General features: G+C 69.6%; 23 protein-coding genes. 1 reads left to right on the top strand and 22 read right to left on the bottom strand.

Going from position 1 to position 22904, the window contains the following annotated elements; all coding sequences use genetic code 11:
- Positions 1–15: 15 nt before the first annotated feature.
- The 6 genes from rpsS to rpsJ are packed head-to-tail and all read right to left on the bottom strand — an operon-like array spanning position 16 to position 3122.
- Entirely contained in the window at positions 16–297 is a 282-nt protein-coding gene (rpsS, locus tag HUS56_RS11530; RefSeq protein WP_136708473.1) for a 30S ribosomal protein S19, read from the bottom strand.
- Positions 298–312: 15 nt separating this feature from the next.
- A complete protein-coding gene (gene rplB / locus HUS56_RS11525; protein WP_173923569.1) occupies positions 313–1149 on the bottom strand; it encodes a 50S ribosomal protein L2 in 837 nt (278 codons plus the stop codon).
- 19 nt (positions 1150–1168) lie between these two features.
- Positions 1169–1471 (bottom strand): 50S ribosomal protein L23, encoded by a 303-nt coding sequence (rplW, locus tag HUS56_RS11520; protein ID WP_173923568.1) that lies wholly within the window; start codon positions 1469–1471, stop codon positions 1169–1171.
- Entirely contained in the window at positions 1468–2145 is a 678-nt protein-coding gene (gene rplD / locus HUS56_RS11515; protein ID WP_173923567.1) for a 50S ribosomal protein L4, read from the bottom strand. The genes rplW and rplD overlap by 4 nt, the downstream gene beginning before the upstream one ends.
- A 3-nt stretch (positions 2146–2148) precedes the next feature.
- A complete protein-coding gene (gene rplC, locus HUS56_RS11510; RefSeq protein WP_173923566.1) occupies positions 2149–2805 on the bottom strand; it encodes a 50S ribosomal protein L3 in 657 nt (218 codons plus the stop codon).
- An 8-nt stretch (positions 2806–2813) separates the two neighbouring features.
- Positions 2814–3122: a 30S ribosomal protein S10 gene (gene rpsJ, locus HUS56_RS11505; RefSeq protein ID WP_017201594.1), complete on the bottom strand. Its 309-nt coding sequence runs from the start codon at positions 3120–3122 to the stop codon at positions 2814–2816.
- 498 nt (positions 3123–3620) lie between these two features.
- Between rpsJ and HUS56_RS11500 the strand changes: the two genes are divergently transcribed.
- A complete protein-coding gene (locus tag HUS56_RS11500; RefSeq protein ID WP_254431413.1) occupies positions 3621–4097 on the top strand; it encodes an OsmC family protein in 477 nt (158 codons plus the stop codon).
- 30 nt (positions 4098–4127) lie between these two features.
- On the opposite strand, the gene HUS56_RS11495 is transcribed toward HUS56_RS11500, so the two are convergent.
- From HUS56_RS11495 to HUS56_RS11420, 16 genes are all read right to left on the bottom strand, one after another.
- Complete coding sequence (locus tag HUS56_RS11495) at positions 4128–5360, bottom strand: acyltransferase (protein ID WP_173923565.1); 1233 nt, start codon at positions 5358–5360, stop codon at positions 4128–4130.
- Between the two features lie 183 nt (positions 5361–5543).
- A complete protein-coding gene (gene tuf, locus HUS56_RS11490) occupies positions 5544–6737 on the bottom strand; it encodes an elongation factor Tu (protein WP_173923564.1) in 1194 nt (397 codons plus the stop codon).
- 133 nt (positions 6738–6870) lie between these two features.
- Positions 6871–8985 (bottom strand): elongation factor G, encoded by a 2115-nt coding sequence (fusA, locus tag HUS56_RS11485; protein WP_173923563.1) that lies wholly within the window; start codon positions 8983–8985, stop codon positions 6871–6873.
- A 123-nt stretch (positions 8986–9108) separates the two neighbouring features.
- Positions 9109–9579 (bottom strand): 30S ribosomal protein S7, encoded by a 471-nt coding sequence (rpsG, locus tag HUS56_RS11480; RefSeq protein WP_092668506.1) that lies wholly within the window; start codon positions 9577–9579, stop codon positions 9109–9111.
- Positions 9579–9953 (bottom strand): 30S ribosomal protein S12, encoded by a 375-nt coding sequence (gene rpsL, locus HUS56_RS11475; protein ID WP_022889720.1) that lies wholly within the window; start codon positions 9951–9953, stop codon positions 9579–9581. Before rpsL ends, rpsG begins: the two co-directional genes overlap by 1 nt.
- Positions 9954–10264: 311 nt before the next feature.
- The gene (locus HUS56_RS11470) at positions 10265–10912 is read right to left on the bottom strand and encodes a spermidine/putrescine ABC transporter substrate-binding protein (RefSeq protein WP_173923562.1); all 648 of its coding nucleotides are present in this window, start codon (positions 10910–10912) and stop codon (positions 10265–10267) included.
- A 69-nt stretch (positions 10913–10981) separates the two neighbouring features.
- Positions 10982–11461, bottom strand: a complete 480-nt coding sequence (locus tag HUS56_RS11465) for a DUF6121 family protein (protein ID WP_173923561.1) — start codon at positions 11459–11461, stop codon at positions 10982–10984.
- A gap of 61 nt (positions 11462–11522) precedes the next feature.
- Complete coding sequence (locus tag HUS56_RS11460; RefSeq protein ID WP_173923560.1) at positions 11523–12404, bottom strand: hypothetical protein; 882 nt, start codon at positions 12402–12404, stop codon at positions 11523–11525.
- The gene (locus tag HUS56_RS11455) at positions 12401–12964 is read right to left on the bottom strand and encodes a hypothetical protein (protein WP_173923559.1); all 564 of its coding nucleotides are present in this window, start codon (positions 12962–12964) and stop codon (positions 12401–12403) included. The genes HUS56_RS11460 and HUS56_RS11455 overlap by 4 nt, the downstream gene beginning before the upstream one ends.
- Positions 12961–13572 carry a hypothetical protein gene (locus HUS56_RS11450; protein WP_217424003.1) on the bottom strand — a complete coding sequence of 204 codons (612 nt, stop codon included), beginning with the start codon at positions 13570–13572 and terminating at the stop codon, positions 12961–12963. The genes HUS56_RS11455 and HUS56_RS11450 overlap by 4 nt, the downstream gene beginning before the upstream one ends.
- Before the next feature lie 34 nt (positions 13573–13606).
- Complete coding sequence (locus tag HUS56_RS11445; protein WP_173923557.1) at positions 13607–14959, bottom strand: hypothetical protein; 1353 nt, start codon at positions 14957–14959, stop codon at positions 13607–13609.
- A gap of 13 nt (positions 14960–14972) precedes the next feature.
- Positions 14973–15299: a hypothetical protein gene (locus HUS56_RS11440; RefSeq protein ID WP_173923556.1), complete on the bottom strand. Its 327-nt coding sequence runs from the start codon at positions 15297–15299 to the stop codon at positions 14973–14975.
- Positions 15300–15398: 99 nt separating this feature from the next.
- Positions 15399–15686 carry a WXG100 family type VII secretion target gene (locus tag HUS56_RS11435; protein ID WP_173923555.1) on the bottom strand — a complete coding sequence of 96 codons (288 nt, stop codon included), beginning with the start codon at positions 15684–15686 and terminating at the stop codon, positions 15399–15401.
- Positions 15687–15786: 100 nt separating this feature from the next.
- On the bottom strand, positions 15787–20274 hold the full coding sequence (locus HUS56_RS11430) for an FtsK/SpoIIIE domain-containing protein (RefSeq protein WP_173923554.1): 4488 nt from the start codon (positions 20272–20274) through the stop codon (positions 15787–15789).
- Complete coding sequence (locus HUS56_RS11425) at positions 20271–21425, bottom strand: RDD family protein (RefSeq protein WP_173923553.1); 1155 nt, start codon at positions 21423–21425, stop codon at positions 20271–20273. Before HUS56_RS11425 ends, HUS56_RS11430 begins: the two co-directional genes overlap by 4 nt.
- 201 nt (positions 21426–21626) lie before the next feature.
- The gene (locus HUS56_RS11420; protein ID WP_173923552.1) at positions 21627–22685 is read right to left on the bottom strand and encodes a hypothetical protein; all 1059 of its coding nucleotides are present in this window, start codon (positions 22683–22685) and stop codon (positions 21627–21629) included.
- Positions 22686–22904 lie beyond the last annotated feature (219 nt).

The raw sequence follows: 22904 nt of genomic DNA, 5'->3' as shown, positions 1-22904 counted from the left end.
CTTCACGTCACCGCGTCAGCGGCGACGGCCCTTCTTGTCGTCCTTCACGTGTCCACGGAAGGTGCGGGTGGGGGCGAACTCTCCGAGCTTGTGGCCCACCATGGTCTCGGTGACGAACACCGGGATGTGCTTGCGGCCGTCGTGCACGGCGATCGTGTGACCCAGCATGGCGGGGACGATCATCGAGCGACGCGACCACGTCTTGATGACGTTCTTGGAACCGGCCTCGTTCTGCGTGACGACCTTGCGAAGCAGGTGGTCGTCGACGAAGGGGCCCTTCTTGAGACTGCGCGGCATCTTCTCTTACTCCTACTAGCGCTTCTTGCCGACGGTGCGACGACGGACGATGAGCTTGTCGCTCTCCTTGTTGGGGCGACGCGTGCGTCCCTCGGCCTGGCCCCAGGGGCTGACCGGGTGGCGACCGCCCGAGGTCTTGCCCTCGCCACCACCGTGCGGGTGGTCGACCGGGTTCATCGCGACACCGCGGACGGTCGGGCGGACGCCCTTCCAGCGCTTGCGGCCGGCCTTGCCCCAGCTGATGTTCGCCTGCTCGGCGTTGCCCACCTCGCCGACGGTCGCGCGGCAGCGGGCGTCGACGTTGCGGATCTCGCCCGAGGGCAGGCGCAGCTGTGCGTAGGGGCCGTCCTTCGCCACGAGGCGGACGGAGGCACCGGCGGAGCGGGCCAGCTTCGCGCCGCCGCCGGGGCGGAGCTCGATGGCGTGCACCACGGTACCGGTGGGGATGTTGCGCAGCGGCAGGTTGTTGCCGGGCTTGATGTCGGCGCTCGGGCCCGACTCGACGGCGTCGCCCTGCTTGAGCTTCTCAGGCGCCAGGATGTAGCGCTTGGTGCCGTCCACGAAGTGCAGCAGCGCGATGCGCGCGGTGCGGTTCGGGTCGTACTCGATGTGCGCGACCTTGGCGGGCACGCCGTCCTTGTCGTTGCGACGGAAGTCGATCACGCGGTACTGGCGCTTGTGGCCGCCACCGACATGACGCGTGGTGATGCGGCCCTGGTTGTTGCGGCCGCCCGACTTCGACAGCGGGCGGAGCAGCGACTTCTCGGGCGTCGAGCGCGTGATCTCGGCGAAGTCGGCGACCGACGAACCGCGACGACCCGGGGTCGTGGGCTTGTACTTGCGAATAGCCATGGTGAGTTACCTCTGCTCCCTAGCCGACAGCCGTGAAGATGTCGATCGAGCCGGACTTGAGGGTGACGATCGCGCGCTTCGTGTCGTTGCGCTTTCCGATGCCGAACCGCGTGCGTCGGGTCTTGCCCTGGCGGTTGAGCGTGTTGATGGATGCGACCTTCACGTTGAAGATCTTCTCGATGGCGAGCTTGATCTCGGTCTTGTTCGAGCGGGGGTCCACGATGAACGTGTACTTGCCCTCGTCGATCAGGCCGTAGCTCTTCTCCGAGACGACGGGCGCGAAGATGATGTCGCGCGGGTCCTTGTTCTGCGCGGCGCTCATGCGGAGACCTCTTCCTTCACTGCGTTGCCGGCCTTGGGCGACTTCGCGGCGACGAATGCCTCGAGCGCGGCCGTGCTGAAGACGATGTCGTCGGCGACGAGCACGTCGTAGGCGTTGAGCTGGTCGACCGGCAGCACGTGCACGGTCGGGATGTTGCGCACCGCGAGCTCGCTGAGCTCCTCGTCGCGGGTGAGCACCACGAGGAAGTGCTTCGCCGGGGCGATCGCACCGAGCAGGGCGACCGCGTCGCGGGTCTTCGGTGCGTCACCGGCGACGAACGACTCGACGGCGTGGATGCGGCCGCCGCGAGCGCGGTCGGAGAGCGCGCCGAGCAGTGCGGCGGCGATCATCTTCTTGGGAGTGCGCTGCGAGTAGTCGCGCGGCTGCGGACCGTGGACGATGCCACCGCCGGTCATCTGCGGCGCGCGGATCGAACCCTGGCGGGCGCGACCCGTGCCCTTCTGCTTGAAGGGCTTGCGGCCGGCGCCGGAGACCTCTGCGCGGGTCTTGGTCTTGTGCGTGCCCTGGCGCGCGGCAGCGAGCTGGGCGACGACCACCTGGTGGATCAGCGGCACGTTGGTCTGCACGTCGAAGAGCTCGGCGGGCAGCTCGACGGTGCCGGTCTTCTTGCCGGTGACGTCGAGGGTGTCGATGGTGTTGGTCGCGGTAGCCATGGACTACGCCCCCTTCACTGCGTTGCGGACGAATACGAGACGGCCGCGCGTGCCGGGAACGGCGCCCTTGACGAGCAGCAGGCCCTTCTCGGCGTCGACGGCGTGCACGCGGAGGTTCAGCACGGTCACGCGCTCGCCACCCATGCGACCGGCCATGCGCATGCCCTTGAAGACACGGCTGGGGGTCGACGAAGCACCGATCGAACCGGGCTTGCGGTGGTTGCGGTGGGCACCGTGCGAAGCGGAGACGCCCTTGAAGTTGTGGCGCTTCATGACACCCGCGAAGCCCTTGCCCTTGCTCGTGCCGACGACGTCGACGAGCTGGCCGGCCTCGAAGGTGCCGTCGACCGTGAGCTCCTGGCCGAGCTCGTAGCTCGCGGCATCCGCGGTGCGAACCTCGGCGAGATGACGACGCGGCGTCACGCCGGCGGCCTTGAAGTGCCCGGACGCGGGCTGGTTGACCTTGCGCGGGTCGATCGCACCGGCGGCGATCTGCACGGCCTCGTACCCGTCCTTCTCGGCGGTGCGGAGCTGAGTGACCACGTTGGGGGCGATCTCGATGACGGTGACCGGGATGAGCTTGTTGTTCTCGTCCCAGACCTGGGTCATGCCGAGCTTGGTGCCGAGCAGACCCTTCACGTTCTTGGTAGCGGTGGACATCAGGTACCTCAGAGCTTGATCTCGATGTTGACGTCGGCTGGCAGGTCGAGGCGCATGAGCGAGTCGACGGCCTTGGGCGTCGGGTCCACGATGTCGATCAGGCGCTTGTGGGTGCGCATCTCGAAGTGCTCGCGGCTGTCCTTGTACTTGTGGGGCGAACGGATGACGCACACCACGTTCTTCTCCGTCGGAAGCGGCACGGGGCCGACGACCGTGGCACCCGCGCGGGTCACCGTGTCGACGATCTTGCGCGCCGAGGTGTCGATGACCTCGTGGTCGTACGACTTCAGTCGAATGCGGATCTTCTGTCCCGCCATCTCGAACTCTCTCTCTGTCAAGGCGTCGTACCCCTTCCGAGGGCATTGGACGCCGCGTAGCTACTCCGTGTGAAGCACCACTGTTCTTCTGTCAAAGGCCGGTGATCGAGCCTGTCGAACCCACCCCGCGGACGCGGTGACCTCGACACGCTCGACCTTCGAGCCCAGCCGACCCCCGCGCCCGGGCGTGTCGCCCGCACGAAACGGGCATGGTGGACCCATGCTCGAAGTGGTGGTCGGTTGTGCGTTCTGCTGCCCGCGGCCTAGCCTGACCCGTGGAGCTTCGAAACCCGGCGGATGTCGAAAGCTGCGGTGGCTATGCACTGCCTGGCAGTGATTCGAACGGCACGCAGCATGGCACGCCGTTCGAAATGTTGAACTCAACGAGTTTGCCACAGTCGGGACGCTCGTGCAACCCGGGCGTGTCGCGCCGCCGAAGGTTCACAGCAGGATCGCAGCCGGCTCCCGAAGGGCGCCGAACGTGGTGGAATCGAAGGCGTGACGACGACAGACGAGCCGACCGCCGAGCACGCGCACCAGGTCAGTGACCGCCTCGGACCGGGGAGCGTCTCGGTCACCCGAGTCGGCCCGCGCATGTACGAGGGACTCAACGAACGCGGGGCCACGCTGCGGGTCGGCGGTCCCGAGCTCGAGGGGGTGCACTTCACCCCGGGCGAACTCCTGAAGCTGGCGCTCATCTCGTGCTCGGGCCTCAGCGCCGACCGAGTCGCCGCGCGTCGCCTCGGCGATGACTTCGCGCTCACCGTGTGGGCGCACGGTCACTCCGAGCGCGAGACGAATCGCTACCACCGCATCGACGAGGAGTTCCTCCTCGACCTCTCATCCTTGGATCCCGCCGAGCGCGATCAGCTGATCGCCATCATGGAGAAGGCCATCCGGAGGGGATGCACCGTGGCTCGAACGATCGAGGGCGTCGTCGAGCTTCCGACCACCATCGACGGGGACGAGGTCTGACCGGCTCCGATCAGTTCTCGTGGCCGCCGCTCATTCGCGGTCGTCCGACCGCTGGCAGGCCACGCCGTGCGGCTCCTCGATCGCATAGCCCGCCACGCCCGACGTGAGCAGCACCACGGCCGAGATGGCCGCGACGGATGCCACGGCTGCGCGCCGTGCGCGGGGCATCCGGAGCCGCTCGCGGGGCACGGAACGGCGGAACGGATCCTCGATCCAGCGCTTCGAGGCGGCGGAGACGACGATCGACAGCACCAGGAGCAGGACCATGACCGGCGCGTGGCTCGGCTGCCCCGTGATGTACGGGGTGAACATGATGATGGGCCAGTGCCAGAGGTAGAGCGAGTACGAGAGGTCGCCGAACCACTGCACGGGCCGGAGCTCGGCCACCGGCGCGAGTGAGAGCGCGGCCCGCGGCATCCCGGCCCAGATGACTGCCGCAGTGCCGAGCACCGGAACGAGGGCGATCGCCCCGGGGAAGAGCGCATGGTCGGTGAACGTCCGGGCCGCCACCGCGACCGCGGCGAGGCCCACCCACGCCGCCAGCGCCCGTGTCCGCCGCAGGCGCTCCCCCGCCATCGCCGGCACGAGCGCGAGCAGGCCGCCGACCCCGAACTCCCACGCCCGAGCGAAGGTCGAGAAGTAGGCGAGGTTGTGATCCTGTGCGGTCAGGAGCACGCAGTGCACGAAGGAGGCGAGCGTCGCTGCGCCGAGCACGGCACCCGCCATGGCGGGACGCGTGCGGCCGAACCGGGCCGCCAACCACACGGCGCCGATGATGAGGAGCGGCCAGAGCAGGTAGAACTGCTCCTCGACCGACAGCGACCAGAAATGCTGCACGGGGGTCGACTCGAGATCGGCGCTGCCTGGGATCTGGGAGTCGCGCGCCAGGTGCCAGTTCTGCACGTACAGCGCGCTCGAGAGCACCTGTTGCAGGAACGGCCGCCACTCGATGCGCGGCACGAACAGCAGCGTCGCGATGCCGCACGCCGTCAGCACCACCATTGCGGCGGGCAGGATGCGGCGGATGCGCCGAACGTAGAACTCGCGCAGGCGCACGCGCCCGAAGCGTTCGGCGTCGCGGAGCAGGAGCCCGGTGATCAGGAACCCCGACACGACGAAGAACACGTCGACGCCGACGAAACCGGCCGGCAGCGCCGCCGGCCAGAAGTGGTACAGCACGACGCACCCGATCGCCACGGCACGGAGCGCCTGGATTTCGGGGCGCACGGCGGCACGCGGTGCGGCGGCGGAAGATGAGGACATCTCCAAGAGGGTACGCAGACCGGGGTCCGCCGCGGAAAACGATGGCGGGGGTTGACAGCAGATTGCCGGGCGGGCGAAACCTGGCGTCACATCCGTCAGCCTCGGGCGCCGCAGGCGTGCGAAACGGGGCCGGACCCGAAGGTCCGACCCCGTGTCGGTTCCGCGCCGAAAGCGCGAAGAGTGTTACTTGATGATCTTCGTCACCGTACCGGCGCCGACGGTGCGACCACCCTCGCGGATGGCGAAGCCGAGGCCCTCCTCCATGGCGATCGGCTGGATGAGCTCGACCGTCATGTCGGTGGTGTCGCCGGGCATGACCATCTCGGTGCCGTCGGGCAGCGTGATGACGCCGGTGACGTCGGTGGTGCGGAAGTAGAACTGCGGACGGTAGTTCGCGTAGAACGGGTTGTGACGCCCGCCCTCCTCCTTGGAGAGGATGTACGCGGTGCCCTCGAAGTTCGTGTGCGGGGTGACCGAGCCGGGCTGCACGACGACCTGGCCGCGCTCGACGTCCTCGCGCTTGGTGCCGCGGAGCAGGAGACCGCAGTTCTCGCCGGCCCAGGCCTCGTCGAGCTGCTTGTGGAACATCTCGATGCCCGTGACGGTGGTCTTCTGCGTCGGGCGGATGCCGACGATCTCGACCTCGGAGTTGATCTTCAGCGTGCCGCGCTCAGCGCGGCCCGTGACGACCGTGCCACGACCGGTGATGGTGAAGACGTCCTCGATGGGCATGAGGAACGGCTTGTCCTTGTCGCGCACCGGGTCGGGGATCGACTCGTCGACCGCCTCCATGAGCTCGAGAACGGAGTTGACCCACTTCTCGTCGCCCTCGAGCGCCTTGAGGCCCGAGACGCGAACCACCGGTGCGTCGTCGCCGGGGAAGCCCTGGCTCGAGAGCAGCTCGCGCACCTCGAGCTCGACGAGCTCGAGGATCTCCTCGTCGTCGACCATGTCGGCCTTGTTCAGCGCGACGAGCAGGTAGGGCACGCCGACCTGCTTGGCGAGCAGGACGTGCTCACGCGTCTGCGCCATGGGGCCGTCGGTCGCCGCGACCACGAGGATCGCACCGTCCATCTGGGCCGCGCCCGTGATCATGTTCTTGATGTAGTCGGCGTGACCCGGGGCGTCGACGTGCGCGTAGTGGCGCTTCGGCGTCTCGTACTCGACGTGCGAGATGTTGATCGTGATGCCGCGCTGGCGCTCCTCGGGAGCGGAGTCGATCGACGCGAAGTCGCGCTGCACGTTGGTGGCCGACGGGTACTTGTCGGCGAGCACCTTCGAGATGGCGGCGGTGAGCGTCGTCTTGCCGTGGTCGACGTGACCGATCGTGCCGATGTTGACGTGCGGCTTGGTCCGCTCGAACTTGGCCTTAGCCACTGTGGGTCCTCCTCAGGACTCGTGTAGGAACTCCGGGCGCTGGATTGCGACCGGTGTGCTACGGGGTTGTGTTGTTATGTTACGCGACCCGGGCGGGCCGTGCGGGCAGGGCCGGAGCACCCACGAGGGGAGCTCACTCGCCCTTGTTCTTCTGGACGATCTCGTCGGCGACTGCCTTCGGGACCTCCGCGTAGCTCTCGAATTCCATCGAGTACACCGCGCGGCCCGAGGTCTTCGACCGCAGGTCGCCGATGTATCCGAACATCTCCGAGAGCGGGACGTGCGCACGCACGACCTTCACGCCGGCGGCATCCTCCATCGACTGGATCTGACCGCGACGTGAGTTCAAGTCGCCGATGACGTCGCCCATGTATTCCTCAGGGGTACGCACCTCGACGGACATGAGCGGTTCGAGCAGGACCGGGTTGGCCTTGCGAGCGGCCTCCTTGAAGCCCATCGAACCGGCGATCTTGAACGCCATCTCCGAGGAGTCGACGTCGTGGGCCGCGCCGTCGAGCAGGATGCCCTTGACGCCGACCATCGGGTAGCCGGCCAGGATGCCGTACTGCATCGCGTCCTGGAAGCCGGCGTCGACCGAGGGGATGTACTCGCGCGGAACGCGGCCACCCGTGACCTTGTTCTCGAACTCGTACGTCTTCTCGCTCGTGATCTCGAGGGGCTCGATCGCGAACTGGATCTTCGCGTACTGGCCCGAACCACCCGTCTGCTTCTTGTGGGTGTAGTCGTGGCGCTCGACGGGACGCTTGATGGTCTCGCGGTACGCCACCTGCGGCTTGCCGACGTTGGCCTCGACCTTGAACTCCCGCTTCATGCGGTCGACGAGGATGTCGAGGTGCAGCTCGCCCATGCCCTTGATGACCGTCTGGCCGGTCTCCTGGTTGAGCTCGGTGCGGAAGGTGGGGTCCTCCTCGGCGAGCTTCTGGATGGCGGTGCCGAGCTTCTCCTGGTCGGCCTTCGTCTTCGGCTCGATGGCCACCTCGATGACGGGCTCGGGGAAGGTCATCGACTCGAGCACGACCGGGTTGTCGGGGTCGCACAGGGTGTCGCCCGTGGTCGTGTCCTTCAGGCCGATGACCGCGTAGATGTTGCCCGCGGTGACCGAGTCGACCGGGTTCTCCTTGTTCGCGTGCATCTGGAAGATCTTGCCGATGCGCTCCTTCTTGCCCTTGGTCGAGTTGATGACCTGGGCGCCCGAGTCGAGGTGACCCGAGTAGACGCGCACGTAGGTGAGGCGCCCGAAGAACGGGTGCACGGCGACCTTGAAGGCGAGCGCTGCGAAGGGGTCGTTCGCGTCGGGGTGACGCTCGATGACCTTGTCCTCGTCGCGCGGGTCGCGGCCCGCGATGGCGGGGACGTCGAGCGGCGACGGGAGGTAGTCGACGACCGCGTCGAGCATGGGCTGCACGCCGCGGTTCTTGAACGCCGACCCGCAGAGCACCGGGTAGATCTCGGAGTTCACGACCAGCTTGCGGATCGCGCCCTTGATCTCGGCGACCGTCAGCTCCTCGCCCCCGAAGTACTTCTCGAGCAGCTCGTCGCTCGTCTCGGCGACGGTCTCGAGCAGCGTGTTGCGGTACTCCTCGGCCTTCTCCTTGAGGTCGGCCGGGATCTCCTGCACCTCGTACTTGGCGCCCATGGTCACGTCGCCCTTGGCGTCGCCGGGCCACACGAGGGCGCGCATCTCGATGAGGTCGACCACGCCGATGAAGTCGTTCTCGGCGCCGATCGGCAGCTGCAGCACCAGCGGCTTCGCACCGAGGCGGCTGACGATGGTGTCGACCGTGAAGTAGAAGTCGGCACCGAGCTTGTCCATCTTGTTGACGAAGCAGATGCGCGGCACGTTGTACTTGTCGGCCTGGCGCCACACCGTCTCGGACTGGGGCTCGACGCCCTCCTTGCCGTCGAAGACGGCGACGGCACCATCGAGCACGCGGAGCGAACGCTCCACCTCGACGGTGAAGTCGACGTGTCCGGGGGTGTCGATGATGTTGATCTGGTTCTTGTTCCAGAAGCAGGTCACCGCGGCCGACGTGATGGTGATGCCGCGCTCCTTCTCCTGCTCCATCCAGTCGGTCGTCGAGGCGCCGTCGTGCGTCTCGCCGAGCTTGTGGTTGACGCCCGTGTAGAACAGGATGCGCTCGGTGGTGGTGGTCTTGCCGGCATCGATGTGCGCCATGATGCCGATGTTGCGGACCTTGTTCAGGTCGGTGAGCACGTCAAGTGCCACGGGGTTCCTCCGGGGGAGTTCAGGTTCGGATGTGTTCGGTGATCGAGTAGGCCGCGTGAGCGGCCGTATCGAGATCCAGTGGGCCTCGATACGCGGCTGCGCCGCTACTCGACCACCGGCTTGCTACCAGCGGTAGTGGGCGAAGGCGCGGTTCGACTCGGCCATCTTGTGCGTGTCCTCGCGGCGCTTGACCGCGGCACCGAGTCCGTTCGATGCGTCGAGGATCTCGTTGGTGAGACGCTCGGTCATCGTCTTCTCGCGACGGGCCTTCGCGTAGCTCGTGAGCCAGCGGAGGGCGAGGGTGTTGGCGCGGTGCGGCTTGACCTCGACGGGGACCTGGTAGGTCGAACCGCCGACGCGGCGGGAGCGCACCTCGAGCGTGGGACGCACGTTGTCGAGCGCCTTCTTCAGGGTGGCGACGGCGTCCTGGCCGGACTTGTTCGCGACGTTCTCGAGCGCCTCGTAGACGATGCGCTGCGCGAGGTCCTTCTTGCCGTCGATCAGGATCTTGTTGACGAGCTGGCTGACGACCGGCGAGCCGTAGACGGGGTCGGCGACCACAGGGCGCTTCGGAGCGGGTCCCTTGCGAGGCATTACTTCTTCTCCATCTTCGCGCCGTAGCGGCTACGAGCCTGCTTGCGGTTCTTCACGGCCTGCGTGTCGAGCGCGCCGCGGATGATCTTGTAGCGCACGCCGGGGAGGTCCTTCACACGACCGCCGCGCACGAGCACCATCGAGTGCTCCTGCAGGTTGTGCCCCTCGCCGGGGATGTAGGCGGTCACCTCGGTGCCGTTCGAGAGCTTCACACGGGCGACCTTGCGGAGCGCGGAGTTCGGCTTCTTCGGGGTGGTGGTGTACACACGCGTGCACACCCCGCGCTGCTGGGGGTTGGCCTTCAGGGCGGGAGCCTTGGTCTTGGTGACCTTCGGCGAGCGACCCTTGCGGACCAACTGCTGAATGGTTGGCACTGCTTCTCCTTGTTGATGCTGCACGGTGACAGCGTTGATGGATTTCACATCACGACCCACCGGCACCGCAGAACTGCGGAACCATCGGTGGTGGGTATGCCGTGGGGGCTACCGTCGGCGCCCTTGGAGTGTGCGATCGGTGCGAACCGGAGATGTGACATGCTTGGGAACGGATCTCGCGATCTTTCCGGCAGGCACGGTTCAAGCGCGCGTCAACGCGCACACCCGATCAATGGTAATGCTGCGTAACCTCGCGGTCAAATGACGTCGGATGCCGCGGGCCGCATGTTCTCGCAGGGCGGACGCGTTCGTCAACCCGGCCATCCCGGGGCGTCGAGCTCGCGATCGAGATCGGCGAGCAGCTCCTCGACGAGCGGCTCGACGTAGACGCCGACCGCGTGGCCGATGCGGTCGCGGTGCTGCGCCAGCTCGACGCAGATCCGGCGGCCCAGCTGCTTCGCGAACTCGTCGGCGAGACGCACCTCGTCGCGCAGCGCCTCCTTCTCCTCGAACGTGAACGGGCGGGGCGCCGGCTCGTTCGCTTCCGCGGCCGCATCCGCCTCGAGCCCGCTCAGGGTGAAGAGGAACGGCTGGTCGGGCGCGGGCTCGGGATCGAGGTCGAGACCGCGGAACTCGGGGTCGAGCCCCTCGCCCGCGCGGTACGGCCGGCGCGCCTTGCGCTCCTCCGCCAGCCGGATCTCGGTGTGCAGCATGGGGAGATTCCGCGCCGTGTAGTCGTCGACCGCAGCATCGATGATGCCCTTCATGCGCATCGAGAACGCATGCTGCACCGGGTGCGGCACGTCGACGTCGAGCCCCGCCGCCGCAAGGATCGGCGAGCCGAAGCAGCGCGTGCAGAGTCGGACGCGGGCGCGGTGGGTGCCCGGCCGCCACCGCGGCAGCCAGCCCAGCCAGCGATCGACCTCGTGGCTGACGCGCGCCTCGATCGAACCCTCCACGCGGTTCACGATACTGTGCGCCGCGTCGGCACCGCCCAGACCGTGGTCGACTGGCGCGTCGCGCCGCGCTCACACCTCGTCGTCGCGCTCCCACGGCCAACGTGGCCGCTGCGCCCCGCCGACCTGCGCCCGTGCGACGCTCGCGGCGAACCAGGCGACCAGGGCGGCGAGGGCGGGTATGAGCAGCCCGAACCAGCTCACGCCGAAGCCGAGTCCGAACAGCAGCGCGGAGAGGGCGGTCCCGGTCGCGAGCGCGTAGCCGACGACCGCCACCACCACGGCGGCGACCCACGTCCACACGGCCGCGAGCAGGACGATCCGCAGGGTTCGATGGGGCGAACGCAGCGCTCGGGCGAGATGCAGCAGCAGGGCGACCACGGCCGCACCGACGATCGCCGGCCCCACCAGGAGCCCGGCATCGGCCCGCGGGATCACCTCCGCGTCGGTGAGGAGGCTCACGAAGCCGTAGGCGAACACGACGAGCGCGAGGTAGAGCGCCGCCGCGAATGCGGCGACGACCCAGGCGGGGCGGCGCGGCTGGTCGTCCATGCTCCGAGCGTACGCCCGCGGTATCCGACCGCCCGTGGTCGACCCGGTCGAAGCCGGGCCCTCAGAGCGCGACCGCGTAGCGGAGCTGTCCGCTGTCGGCGCGGCGCAGTTCCCGCAGCACGGCGGGTTCGAGGAGCTGGCGCCGGCCGAGCGCCGAGACGCCCTGAGCCGTGGCGACGCGGAGCTGGTCGCGCTGGGCCACGGTCAGCCCGCCGAGGAGCGCCCACGACTCGGCGCGTGCCGATTCGATCGCGGAGGCGAGCTCGGCCTCGAGGTCGGCCCGCAGCTCGCGCTCGGCATCGCGTGCAGCGCGACGTGCCGCCGCCTCGGCCCGCGCCTCGCGCGACGCCGCCACGAACAGCACGCCGCACGCCGCCGCGGCGAGGAGCGCGACCGCGCACGCCGTCACGATGCCGGCGGTGAGCCGCCCGTCGGCGCGCCACACGACGAGCGACCCGACCGCCACCGAAGCCAGCGCGGAGAGCAGCACGAGGTGACGCGAGGATGCGACGCTCGAACCCGTGCGCCGAGCACGCGCCGCGCCCACGGCATGGACGACAGCTGCGGCGGCGACGAGCGAGGTGCTCACCACGACGATCGCGCCGACCGGCAGCGCTCTCGTCACGCCACCCGCGAGGAGCAGCGGCGCGGCCACGAGTGCGAGCAGGAACCCCGTCATGTCCCAGCCCGTCGCGGGCTGCCGCACCGGCTCGTCGGCGACATGCTCGTGTCGGCGTGCCAGCTCCTGCCGCAGCCGGCTCACGGTGCGATCGAAACGCCGGTCGAGGTCGACGAACCGCCGGGCGGTCTCGGCGTCGATCCGCGCGAACGCCGCGTCCTCGAGGGAGCGGATGACGGCGGCCGGCGGGTCGACCGGGGTGAGCGGCATCGAGCGCGCCCGCTCGGACGCCGCCGTGGCGGCATCCGTCATCGCCCCGCTCACGCCGCCTCGACGCGGATGCCGCGCACGAGCTCGTCGAGGAAGGGCGCCATCAGTCCCGCGTCGCGTGCGCTGTCGGTGGTGCCGTTCACGGCGACCACCACGGCGCCGGTATCGAAGACGTAGTTCAGGCGGCCCGCCGCGATGCTCGGGTCGCTCGATGGCAGCACGATGGCGGCGCGCCGCCCCATGCCCAGGTGATCGGACGAGAACTCGATGACGGTCGGAGGCAGGAGCGCCCGCTCGTCGTCGGCCGACTCGTGGTCGAGGTCGACGGGGCCGCCGTCGTGCTCGCCGATGAAGATCTGCACCACCCCGAGGCTCGGCACGCTGCGCGGGCAGAACAGCAGGCACTCGGTGGCGAGCGGCGTGCGCTGGGCTCGCGCGAGCAGAGCGAACTCGCGCACCGCCGCCCTCGCGTCGTCGTCGAGCGCGCCGAGGTCGACCTCGAACTCGTCGACGAGCGCATCGGCCCAGGATGTCTCGTCGGGCCACTCCTCGGTCGGGAACTGCGCGGGCGCCGGGAACCAGATGCCCTCGTCGTAGGGGATCTCGTATCTCACGCTTCGTTCGACTCCCACGCGAAGGTGCTGACGATGGTGTCGCTGAGGAGGCACAGCTCGTCGATGAACTCGTCGCGGAACCCGTCGTCCTCCTCGGTCGGATACGGGATGGTCGTGGTGAACAGCAGTGCAGTGCGACGCCCCGTGCCCGGAACCGCGATGAGGTAGTTGAGCACCCGCGCCGCCGTGCCCTCGAGCTCGCCCCCCGCAGTGGTGTCGGCCTCCCACCGGACGATGGCACGATCGTCGCGCAGGAACTGCGCACCCCGTTCGCGGAACAGGTCGGTCACCTGGCGGTCGAGCGTACCGCCGAGCTGCCCGTCGGCGACGGCCGCCGTGATGGACAGCGGGAGGATGCGCTCCTCGGGAACATCGGTCTGCAGGTACATCGCGAACACGCGGCCCTGCTTCATCTTGCGCGCCGCGGTCTGCAGGAGCCGGCGGAACTGGGCGTCGAGGTCGGGCCGGTGCGCCGACCGGAAGACCTCGCTCGACCGTTCGACGAGGGAGCGCACCGCGGCATCGTCGGCGGCGACCTCCTCCCAGCCCGCAGGGAGCATGAGGCGGAACGGGGGCACGGGGAAGGTCGCGGCCGTGGCCATCGTCATCACCATAGTCGCTCGTGTTCCGTGCTCACCGGCGTCAGGGGGTGGCCAGCTGCACGCGCCAGGCGTCGACCGGGCTGTCGGAGGTCATGGCCTGGATGTCGTTGACACGGCCGTCGACCATGCGCCCGCGCTTCACGAGGAACTCGCTCACGTTGAAGATCGCCTCGCTCGTGGCGACCGGCTTGGCCCCGCCGCTGATCACGTCGGCGAGCGCTCCGAGGTGCGGCGTCACGACGCGCTGGTGATGCGCCGAGAGGCTCGCGAAGTTGTCGGCGAGCGCCATGGAGTAGCCGCGGCTCGACCCACCGATGATGCGGTTCAGGATGTTGCGGGGCCCGGCCCCCTGGAAGTACGAGAAGTCGCGGCCGAGCCGCGATGCGAGGCCGCTCGCCGCTCGCTGGCCGAGCCCTCCGCCGGCGCGGAGGTTGGCCGGGTTGGTGAGGCCCCGGAGCGCGGTCATGCGGCGAAGCGGTGTCGCGATCTCGAGGTACGGGCCGCCGAGGAACTCCTTCAGCCCGGTGAGCCGCTTGCCGGACTGGAACAGCTTGCCGAGCTTGCCGAACGGCAGGACGCCGACGACGGCCCACACGACGTCACCGAGACCGCGGCGACCCTTGGCCCAGAGGAAGGCCGTGCCGAGCAGGGCGATCACGCCCACGACCGCCGCGATGAGGGCGATGAATGGGCCGCCGATGATGAGCCCCGCGATCGCCAGCACGACTCCCGCCCAGGTCAGCACCTCGAGCACGACCTCGACGACGCCCGCGATGTTGTCGCTCCAGTTGTCGCTGACATTGCCTTCGGTGGCATCGTTGATGCCGCGCAGCGCCGCCTCGTACGCGTCGTCCCACAGGTCGTACTGGGTGTCGAAGAGCTCGTACTGGGCGGTGAGGGCGTCCTCCGCCGCGCCGACCGCGCTCTGCGCCGTGGCGGCGGCCTCCTGCAGCTGCTGGTTGCGCTGAACCGCGGCGGCATCGGCCGGGTCGGCGTCGGGCGCGTTCCGAGCGGTGGATGCCGCGGTGGCGGCCGCGGATCGCTTCTGGTCGAGGGTCGACTTGGCATCGACCGCGTCCTGCACGATGGTGCGCATCGCCGCCTGCACATCGGCGAGCTTCTGGCCGTACGTCTTCATGACCGTGCCGGTCGGCTTGTAGCGGTCGCCCGCCTTGCGAAGCTCCTCGTGCGCGTCACCGACCTCGGAACGGATGCGCTCGATGGAACGTCCCTGCTCCTCGGATGCCCCGTTGCCGACCTCGCGCAGGATGTCGGCCGCGCCGATCATCTGCTCGCCCAGGTCTTCGATCTCGGTGCCACGATCGATGATCCCCCGGGCGTCGCCCTCGAGCACCTCGACCCGGCGGCCCTTGTGCGTGTGCAGCTGCGTCATGTCATCGCCCCGTTCAGCGAACCGGCAGGTTCGCGCCGTCGTTCTCCTGCAGCTTCAGGCTCTCCGCCGCCTCGAGGTCGAAGTCCTGCCACCCCTGGCACGTGCTCTCGACGGCCGCCTGGATGCCCGTGAGCTTCTGGATGAGGGCGTTGCGCCGGTCATCCCAGCCACCCTCGAACTCATGGGTGCGATCACGCAGCCCCGACCGGCCGTCGGGGCGGCCGATCATGTCCTGCAGCGCGTCCGTGCGCTTCGCGGCGTCGTGGAACTCCACGAGGATCTGCTTGAGGGAGCCGTTCAACCTGTTGAGGTGATCGACCTTCACGTACACGTCGGGCATGGCGATTCCTGTCCACCGGGTTCAGCTTCGTGATCGGCCTCGCGGGCCGGAACGAGGGAGGGCGCGCAACGCGCCCTCCCTCGGAGATGTCGGTCCTGCCTACTGGCCGGCGAGCGCGGCGTCGGTGTCCTTGATGGCCTGCATCATCTTGCGGAGCGACTCGCCCATATCGCGGATGCCGTCGATCGCGGTCTCGAGGCCGGTCGTGAGCTCGGTGTAGCCCTCGCCGAACTTGCCCGACGCGTGCTCGGTCTTGAAGTCGTCGCCGAGGAGCGTGTCGACGCCCTGCTTCAGCTGGCGAAGGATGTCGGCGATGTCCTCTCGGCCCTGCTCGAGCTTGCCGGCCATCGATTCCATCTCACCGTACGAAGCCTTGAAGTCAGCCATGTCGGCCATTCCTTTCCGTTTCGGCCCCCTGCGGACCGCTCATCGACTACGGTATGCAACCCCCGAACAACAGCCAATGGGGAGGACTCCCCACCCTCGGTCAACGGGCGACGAGCGGCATCTGCACCGCGACGGCCCGGCCGTTCTCGACGAACAGCCCTCGCCCCTCGGGGAACTCGTGTCGAGCGACGCGAGGGAACGGCACCTTGAACAGGGAGTCGCCGTCGTAGGTGTCGGGCTTCAGGACGATCCCGCGCCGGCCGCCCTTGAAGTCCCCGATGAACCCGTACCCCGAGCCGAGCTGGCTCACGTCGCCGTCACCCATGAGGAAGTGGTCGCTGCGGTTGATCGCCTGGAACAGCTCCTTGAGCGGCCGTTCGGCGTCGGAGTCGGCGAACTCGGTGACGTTCTCGACGACGACCACGATCCGGCCCGGGATGGTCTCGTCGCCCACGATCCCGGTGAGCTCCTTCGCCAGCGCCCGAGCATCGTCGACGTTCGAGGCCGACGCGGTCCACGACCGGTCGCCTCGGAGCACCGCCCGGCGGCCGCCGAAGTGGAAGAACTCGGCCTCGGGATCGAAGCGCGAGATCGAGGTCATGAGGGCGCGCAGCGCGTTCGACTTGCCGCTGCGAGGAGGTCCGGCGACGACGAACGTGCCGACCGGCTCGAATCCCTTGGGGCCGAGGATGTCCTCGGAGATGCCGATGACCGGCTGGCCGTCGACGGACTCGGGCAGCTGTTCGATGGCCAGTTCGGTGGGCAGCGAGCCGATCTCGCCGACCTCGGTCGCACCTGTTGCGCGGAGCTCCTCGGCGAACGCGGTGAGCTCGGCCGTCTGCCGGGCGACGTTCGCGGTCCCGCCCATGACGGCCAGCTGCGTCTCGAATCCGTCGACGATCGCTCGCCCCGGGACGCTCCGCTCGTTCAGCACGTCCTTGGGTGCGCCGAGGATCGAATACGCCCCCTCGTCGGACATTCGCAACACGACCCGGCGACTCACGTTCGCACTCACGGCGGTCGGCACCGCGCCGTAGCGGTCGGCGGTCGCCACGGCGTGGATGCCGAGCGGGCGCCCCTCGCCGAGGATGCGCATGAAGATGTTGTAGAACGGCGAACGAGCCGACGTCGCCTCCCACTCCTGCTTGAACGTGCCGAACCCGTCGATGAGCAGGAGCACGCGCGGCTCATGGTCACCTGTCAACTCGCGATACTCCGTGAGGTTCCCGGCATTCACCGCTGAGAGGCGCTTGGCGCGATCGTCGAGCAGTCCCCGCAGCGTGCGGAGCAGGCGCTGGATGCGCTCGGCATCGTCGCCGGGCACGATCGACCCGACGTGCGGCAGCACCTCGATCGATCGGAGGGACCCGGTGCCGAAGTCGAGTCCGTAGACCTCGGCTCCGCCCAGATCCGGTCGCGCACCGACGGCGGTCGCGATCGTGCGCAGCGCCGCCGTCTTGCCGGCGCCGCTCGTGCCGTAGACGAGCAGGTGACCATCGGTATCGGGGTCGAAGAACACCGGAACCTGGGCCTGCCGCTCGGGGATGTCGGCGAGGCCCAGCGGGATGCGCGCGTCGCCCTCGAGCGGGAGTCGTCGCAGGTCGACCGTCGAGGTGAGATCGTCGAGCCACGGGCGCCGTGGTGCCGGGATCCCGGCGAGCCGGGCCGCCTCGACGAGGTTCGTGACCATCCGCTTCTGGTCGTTCGGGCCGAGGTCTTCCTCGTGCGTGTCGCCCTCGTCCTTCGCGTCGGACTCCCACACGACCGCGCCGCCGAATCGCAGCTCCGCGACACGCACCTGGGCGACATCCGGTGCGTCGCTCGTCCACCCGCCGGCGTACCCCGACTGGAACGGCACGAGACGCCCGGGCCCGGTCTTCGCGATGCCGCGACCCGGGATCGTCGGGTCGAACGTGCCCGCGACCGGGTCGCCGACGACGTCGTTCGAGTCCGACTCATCCGCCATGCGGAGTGCCACACGAAGGTTCGTGTTGGCACGCAGGTTGTCCTTGATGACGCCGGCAGGTCGCTGCGTGGCCATGATCAGGTGGATGCCGAGCGAGCGACCGCGCTGGGCGATGTCGACCACCCCGTCGACGAACTCGGGAACCTCGCCCGCGAGCGCCGCGAACTCGTCGATGACGAGGACGAGCGCCGGAGGCGTCTCGGGGTCTTGGCGCTTCTCGAGTTCGAGCAGGTCCTTCGCCTTCTTGCGGTTGAACAGGTGCTCGCGGTGATGGAGCTCGGCGCGCAGGCTCGTGAGCGCCCGCCGAACGAGGTGAGGGCTCAGGTCGGTGACGAGTCCCACGCAGTGGGGCAGCTCCACGCAGTCGGCGAAGGCCGAGCCGCCCTTGTAGTCGACGAAGAGGAACGTGACCCGGTCGGGGCTGTACTCGGCGGCCATCCCAAGCACCCACGCCTGCAGGAACTCCGACTTGCCCGATCCGGTCGTGCCTCCGACCAGGGCGTGCGGCCCCTGCGTGCGCAGGTCGAGCGACATGGCGTCGGGGCTGCCCTGTCCGATGAAGGCCTTCAGGGTTCCGGCCCGCTTCAAGCGCGGCCGCGGCCCCCGGGAACGGTCGAGGATCGAGTTGTTCTGCCGCCACCGTTCGATCGCGGCCGTCGGCTGCGCGGCGAGGTCGGTGCCGAGGAGCTTGAGCAACGACACGCTGCGCGGCAGGTCACTGGAGTCCGCCGTCACCGAGCTCGAGTCCACGACGGGCGCCAGGCGCTTGGCGAAGACCTCCGCGTATCGGTTCGAGACGCCTTCGACTCTCACGGCCTCGAACTGCTCCCCGGCGCGGACGAGCCCGACGCGTGCTCGCTCGAGGCCCTCGGTCGCATCGATGAACGTTCGGCAGGCCGCAGGCAACGACTCGACCGTCGGCGCGAGGAAGATCGTGAAGATGCCGGCGTCGGCACCCCGCTCGATGACCTGCGTGAGCCGCGGGCGGTCGACCGGCGCATCGTTCGACGCGATGAGCACGAGCGCGAGATCGCCGTCGAGCGTGCCGGCTCGATCGACGGCTTCACCCACGCGGGCGCCGAGCGCCATCGCGGTGTCGGTGTCGCGGAGGGGCCCGCGGCGGCTCGGGGTGCCGGACAGGCGGCCGAGGATCGTTTCCTCCAGTCCGTTCAGCAGGGCCGTGCCCGCCGACTGGCTGTCGGCCAGCGCGAGGTCGGCGAACGGCGAGCGCGGACTCGTCGTGTGCGGGAGCCACTTCATCCACTCGAGCTCGCGGGCCCACGCGGGATCGACGATCGCGGCGGTGATCACCTCGTTCGGCGCGTGCAGGCCGAACAGCTGCACCCCCAGCCCCCGGAGCACGTCGGCCGCGAGATGGCGCGGACCCGCGATGCCGATCGCACCCGACTGCGGCAGCGCCTCGACGAGCGGAACGTCGTCGATGAACTCGTGCCGGGCCCGTAGCGTGTCGACCTGCCGCGCGTAGCGGGCGATGCCCTTCTGCTCGTTCGACTGCTGAACCGTGTTTCGGCTCTTCGCGCGCCCCACGCCGAGTCGAAGGGCCAGGAAGTTCCAGTGCTCGGGCCGTCGGGTCCAGAGCATCCCGCCGAGCCGCATCGCCTCCTCGTACACCGTGGCCACGGCCGGCGCCTCGGCGTGCCGACGCGCGCGCTCGACGACGGTCTCGCGAGCGAGCGTCTCCTCGAGCTCCTCGACCTGCGTCTCGAAGGTGTCGATCTCGAGTCGCAGCTTCTTGCCCTGCTGGGTGCGTTGGCCGATGAAGTTGCCGAGCATCATGAGCGGCGACATCGCGACGATGGACAGCGAGTAGGGGTTCTTGGTGATGAAGAACATCGACAGGCCGAGGAGCATGGGCGCGACGATCATGGGCCACGGGAAGAGCCGCGGGTCGGCCTCGGTCGGAATCACCGGATGCCGGTGCTCGGTGCCCGGGTAGCGCACCTCGACGCGCGGCGAGCGGTTGAACATCAGCGCGCCGCCGCGCTCGAGCACAGGGTCGACCGCGTCATCGGTGCCGGCGACGAGCGAGAACGAGACGTCGGTCTCGCCGATCGTGATGACCTGGCCGGGAATGACGCGCACGCGCTGCACGAGGCCACCGTCGACGAGCAGCCCGTTCGCCGAGTTGAGGTCGACGAGCTCGATGGCCTGGTCGACCTCGACCCGCGCGTGCCGCTTCGACACGAGCGCGTCGGCCAGCACGACGTCGACGCCCGCGGCTCGGCCGATGGTGCTGTGCCCGCGACGCAGCGGCACCTCGCGACCCGCTTCCGGACCGTTGAGGATGCGCATGACCGCGGCGACCGCAGTGTCTGTGCCGACCTTCGTCGGGGCGTGCGCGACGACCGCGACGTTGAAGCCCGACCCGAGCGGAGCGTCGCCGACGAGGAGGTGAGGTTCGAGCACGACCGGCTCGGTCGAGGTCGGCGGGGCGACGGCGAGCGTGAGCGTCGACGACGAACCCCGGTCGCGGAGCGGCGAGGCGGGATCCGACTCCGCGACCGCACGCGCCAGGTCTTCGACCGTGGCCGTGGAATCCGCCGTCACGACGATGTCGACCGGCGACCCCGCCTGACGGCGGAGTCCGAGCTTGAGCTTCATGCGGGCCTTCCGGCGACGACGACGAAGCTGCGGCCGCCGAGCGTCACTCGCGAGCCCGCTGGCACTGCGGTGCGGACGCCGGGGGCCAGGCGCAACGCCTCGCCGTCGGGCGGATGCACGGTGGTGCCGTTCTTCGAGGACCGGTCGGCCATCCAGAAGCCCGCGGCGTCGACGCCGAACGCCGCGTGCGTCTTCGAGATGCGCATGCTGTCGTCGACGAGCGCGAGGAGCTGCGCCCTGGGCTCGTCGGGCGCCGCCGAGGGATTCCTGCCGAGAAGCCCGGTGGTGGATGCCGCGACCCGCGTCCCATCGTCGAACTCGAGCACGAATGCACCCGCGGCCGTCGCCGGTGCCGCTTGCGGCGCGGAGGCGGACGGCGCCAACCCGGGTGGAACCCATGCCCCGGCTTCCTCGGGCGCCGGCGACACGACGCCCGAGCTCGAGCGCGCCGAGGGGATGAACGTACGCTCATCGGGTGCGCGATCCGTCGCGAGCGATGGCAGCTTCACTGGCTCAGCGGCCGGCGGCGCCGCGAGCGCACGACGTGCGTGGCGCATCGCCTTGGAGTCGAAGGGATCGATGCCCCGCCGGGCATCGACGACGTAGCATCCGCCGATCCGGTCCAGCCAGCTGCGGCCCCGCGACTCGGGGTCCCAACTGGAGGAGGCGAACAGCACTCCCGGACCGACGAGCGGCACGACCGCTTGGGCGCCCCACAGCACGAGTGCGCGAAGGGTCACGCGCCAGAAGCCCGGCCGACGGAAGCTCGCGACGTTGACCGAGCGGAGGCCCATCGAAGCCTTGCCGAGGGTGACCCCCCGCCGACCGTGCAGGATGAGCTGCACGAGTCCGAACACCGTGAGCAACGCCTGGCTCACGACGACGAGGACGAGCGGGAGTGTCGCTGAACCCGGCGCGAGGGCGCTGGCAACGAAGCCCGCCGCCGCGAGCTCGGAGGCGAGGATCGCCGCACCCACCGCCCCGGGCACGGCGAGCACGGCCCAGGCGCCGGCGTCGAGCGCGAACGCGGCCGACCGTCGGTCGCCGGGTGCCGGCACGAGCCCGAGGCGGGCTGCATAGACGGGGTCGGGTCGGCCGTCGACGTCGAGGCCCGGGATCCGCTCGTCGTCGACGTCGAGGGTGACGCTCACTGTGCTCCTCCTGTCGCACCGCCGCTCCTGCGGCGCGACGCTCATTGCGTGGGAAAGGCTGCCTCTCGACACCCGATCATGCGCGGGTGCTGGGTGTCGATGGGGAGGAGTCACCATCCCCGACACAGCAGCCTAACCGCAGCACGCGATGACCCCGCGCCGCCGGCGGGCGGGCGGGGTCATCGGAGGGCACTGATGCGCTCAGTTCGTGTACTGCGGCTGCGGCCCCGCCGCGAGTTCGCGATCGTCCGCCCCCCGCGCGAGCCGGTTGCGTTCCCCCGCGGCCCGCCCGCGGGGGGCGATCCCCCCGCCGAGCCAGACGGGGATCTCCCGGGCGATGATGAAGGCCACGATCGCGAGCGGGTCGAACCAGCGGTCGCCGATGAAGCCCTGCACCTCGTCGATGGGACGCGTCCACGCCTGCACGGTCGCGAGCGCACCCCCGAGGTACGCCAGGTACACGAGCACGGCGACGATGAGGCCGAACACCGCGTAGTACCACCACGGGCCCCGGTTCACGATCACCGCGAGCAGGGCGAAGCCGATGAAGAACACGACGACGGGCGTCCAGAAGGCGAACGACATGAGGAACTGCACGAGCGCATCGGCGGCCTCGCCCGCGTCACGCTGCGACAGGAACAGCAGGTAGGAGACGCCCGCGTACAGGAGTCCGAACAGCACCGTGCCGATGAGCGCGACGAGGATGCCGAACCCCCGGTTGCTGCGCATCCTCGGCGGCGTGGGGGCCTGCACGTAGATGGTCTGCACGCCGGGCTGCGGCGCCACGAACAGCTCATCGCGCTCGTCATCGCGCGCCAGGGTCGCGGCGCCGGACGCGCCGGCGGCTGCGGCCGTGGATGCGGGCACGTAGGTCTCGCGGCGCACCGAATCTGCCGCGACGGGCGCGGGCATCTCGGCGTCGGAGTCGGCCGCGGGAAGCGTGCTCGCGCGTCCGAGCGCCGCGTCCAGACGCGCGGTGTCGTCGGCCCGCTCGGGCTCGCGTGCCGGCTCTTCCTCGCGCTCGGCCACCGGCTCGGCCTCGCGCTCGGCCACCGGTTCCGCTGGGATGGGCTCGGCCGCGACGGGCTCGGCGGGCGCGCGGCGGTCGGATGCCTCGGCCTCGGGCCCTTCACCCGAGCCGGCCGGCGGCGGTGCGTCGGCCTGTGCGTCGGCGTGGCGATCGAGATCGTCAGGGTCGCGGTGGACGTCGTCGGCGTCCCGCGGAGCCTCGGGGTCGGATCCGGGAGTCGTGCTGCTCATCATCGCGCTCCTTCCGGGCGCCCTCGCACCCGCGATGGGGCAACTGTAGCAACGGGCACGTACCGTTCCGGGGAGCGGCGCGGCGCTTCCGGCAGCCGAAGATCGCAGCCCCGACGTCGCGGGCGTGGCCGGGGCCTCCGGCGTCCGACGCCACGCCGAGCAGGGCCGCCGCCCCGAGACGCCGAAGGGCCCCGGAGTCGGTCTCCGGGGCCCTTCGGT

The sequence above is a fragment of the Agromyces sp. Marseille-P2726 genome (assembly GCF_902809835.1).
GTDB lineage: Bacteria > Actinomycetota > Actinomycetes > Actinomycetales > Microbacteriaceae > Agromyces.
This window is presented reverse-complemented; position numbering and strand designations above follow the sequence as displayed.

What these genes read in the sequence shown, in the direction of transcription:
- rpsS (WP_136708473.1), bottom strand. Translation starts at nt 297, where the DNA reads ATGCCGCGCAGTCTCAAGAAGGGCCCCTTCGTCGACGACCACCTGCTT.
- rplB (WP_173923569.1), bottom strand. Translation starts at nt 1,149, where the DNA reads ATGGCTATTCGCAAGTACAAGCCCACGACCCCGGGTCGTCGCGGTTCG.
- rplW (WP_173923568.1), bottom strand. Translation starts at nt 1,471, where the DNA reads ATGAGCGCCGCGCAGAACAAGGACCCGCGCGACATCATCTTCGCGCCC.
- rplD (WP_173923567.1), bottom strand. Translation starts at nt 2,145, where the DNA reads ATGGCTACCGCGACCAACACCATCGACACCCTCGACGTCACCGGCAAG.
- rplC (WP_173923566.1), bottom strand. Translation starts at nt 2,805, where the DNA reads ATGTCCACCGCTACCAAGAACGTGAAGGGTCTGCTCGGCACCAAGCTC.
- rpsJ (WP_017201594.1), bottom strand. Translation starts at nt 3,122, where the DNA reads ATGGCGGGACAGAAGATCCGCATTCGACTGAAGTCGTACGACCACGAG.
- HUS56_RS11495 (WP_173923565.1), bottom strand. Translation starts at nt 5,360, where the DNA reads ATGTCCTCATCTTCCGCCGCCGCACCGCGTGCCGCCGTGCGCCCCGAA.
- rpsG (WP_092668506.1), bottom strand. Translation starts at nt 9,579, where the DNA reads ATGCCTCGCAAGGGACCCGCTCCGAAGCGCCCTGTGGTCGCCGACCCC.
- HUS56_RS11465 (WP_173923561.1), bottom strand. Translation starts at nt 11,461, where the DNA reads ATGGACGACCAGCCGCGCCGCCCCGCCTGGGTCGTCGCCGCATTCGCG.
- HUS56_RS11450 (WP_217424003.1), bottom strand. Translation starts at nt 13,572, where the DNA reads ATGACGATGGCCACGGCCGCGACCTTCCCCGTGCCCCCGTTCCGCCTC.
- HUS56_RS11445 (WP_173923557.1), bottom strand. Translation starts at nt 14,959, where the DNA reads ATGACGCAGCTGCACACGCACAAGGGCCGCCGGGTCGAGGTGCTCGAG.
- HUS56_RS11440 (WP_173923556.1), bottom strand. Translation starts at nt 15,299, where the DNA reads ATGCCCGACGTGTACGTGAAGGTCGATCACCTCAACAGGTTGAACGGC.
- HUS56_RS11435 (WP_173923555.1), bottom strand. Translation starts at nt 15,686, where the DNA reads ATGGCTGACTTCAAGGCTTCGTACGGTGAGATGGAATCGATGGCCGGC.
- HUS56_RS11430 (WP_173923554.1), bottom strand. Translation starts at nt 20,274, where the DNA reads ATGAAGCTCAAGCTCGGACTCCGCCGTCAGGCGGGGTCGCCGGTCGAC.
- HUS56_RS11420 (WP_173923552.1), bottom strand. Translation starts at nt 22,685, where the DNA reads ATGAGCAGCACGACTCCCGGATCCGACCCCGAGGCTCCGCGGGACGCC.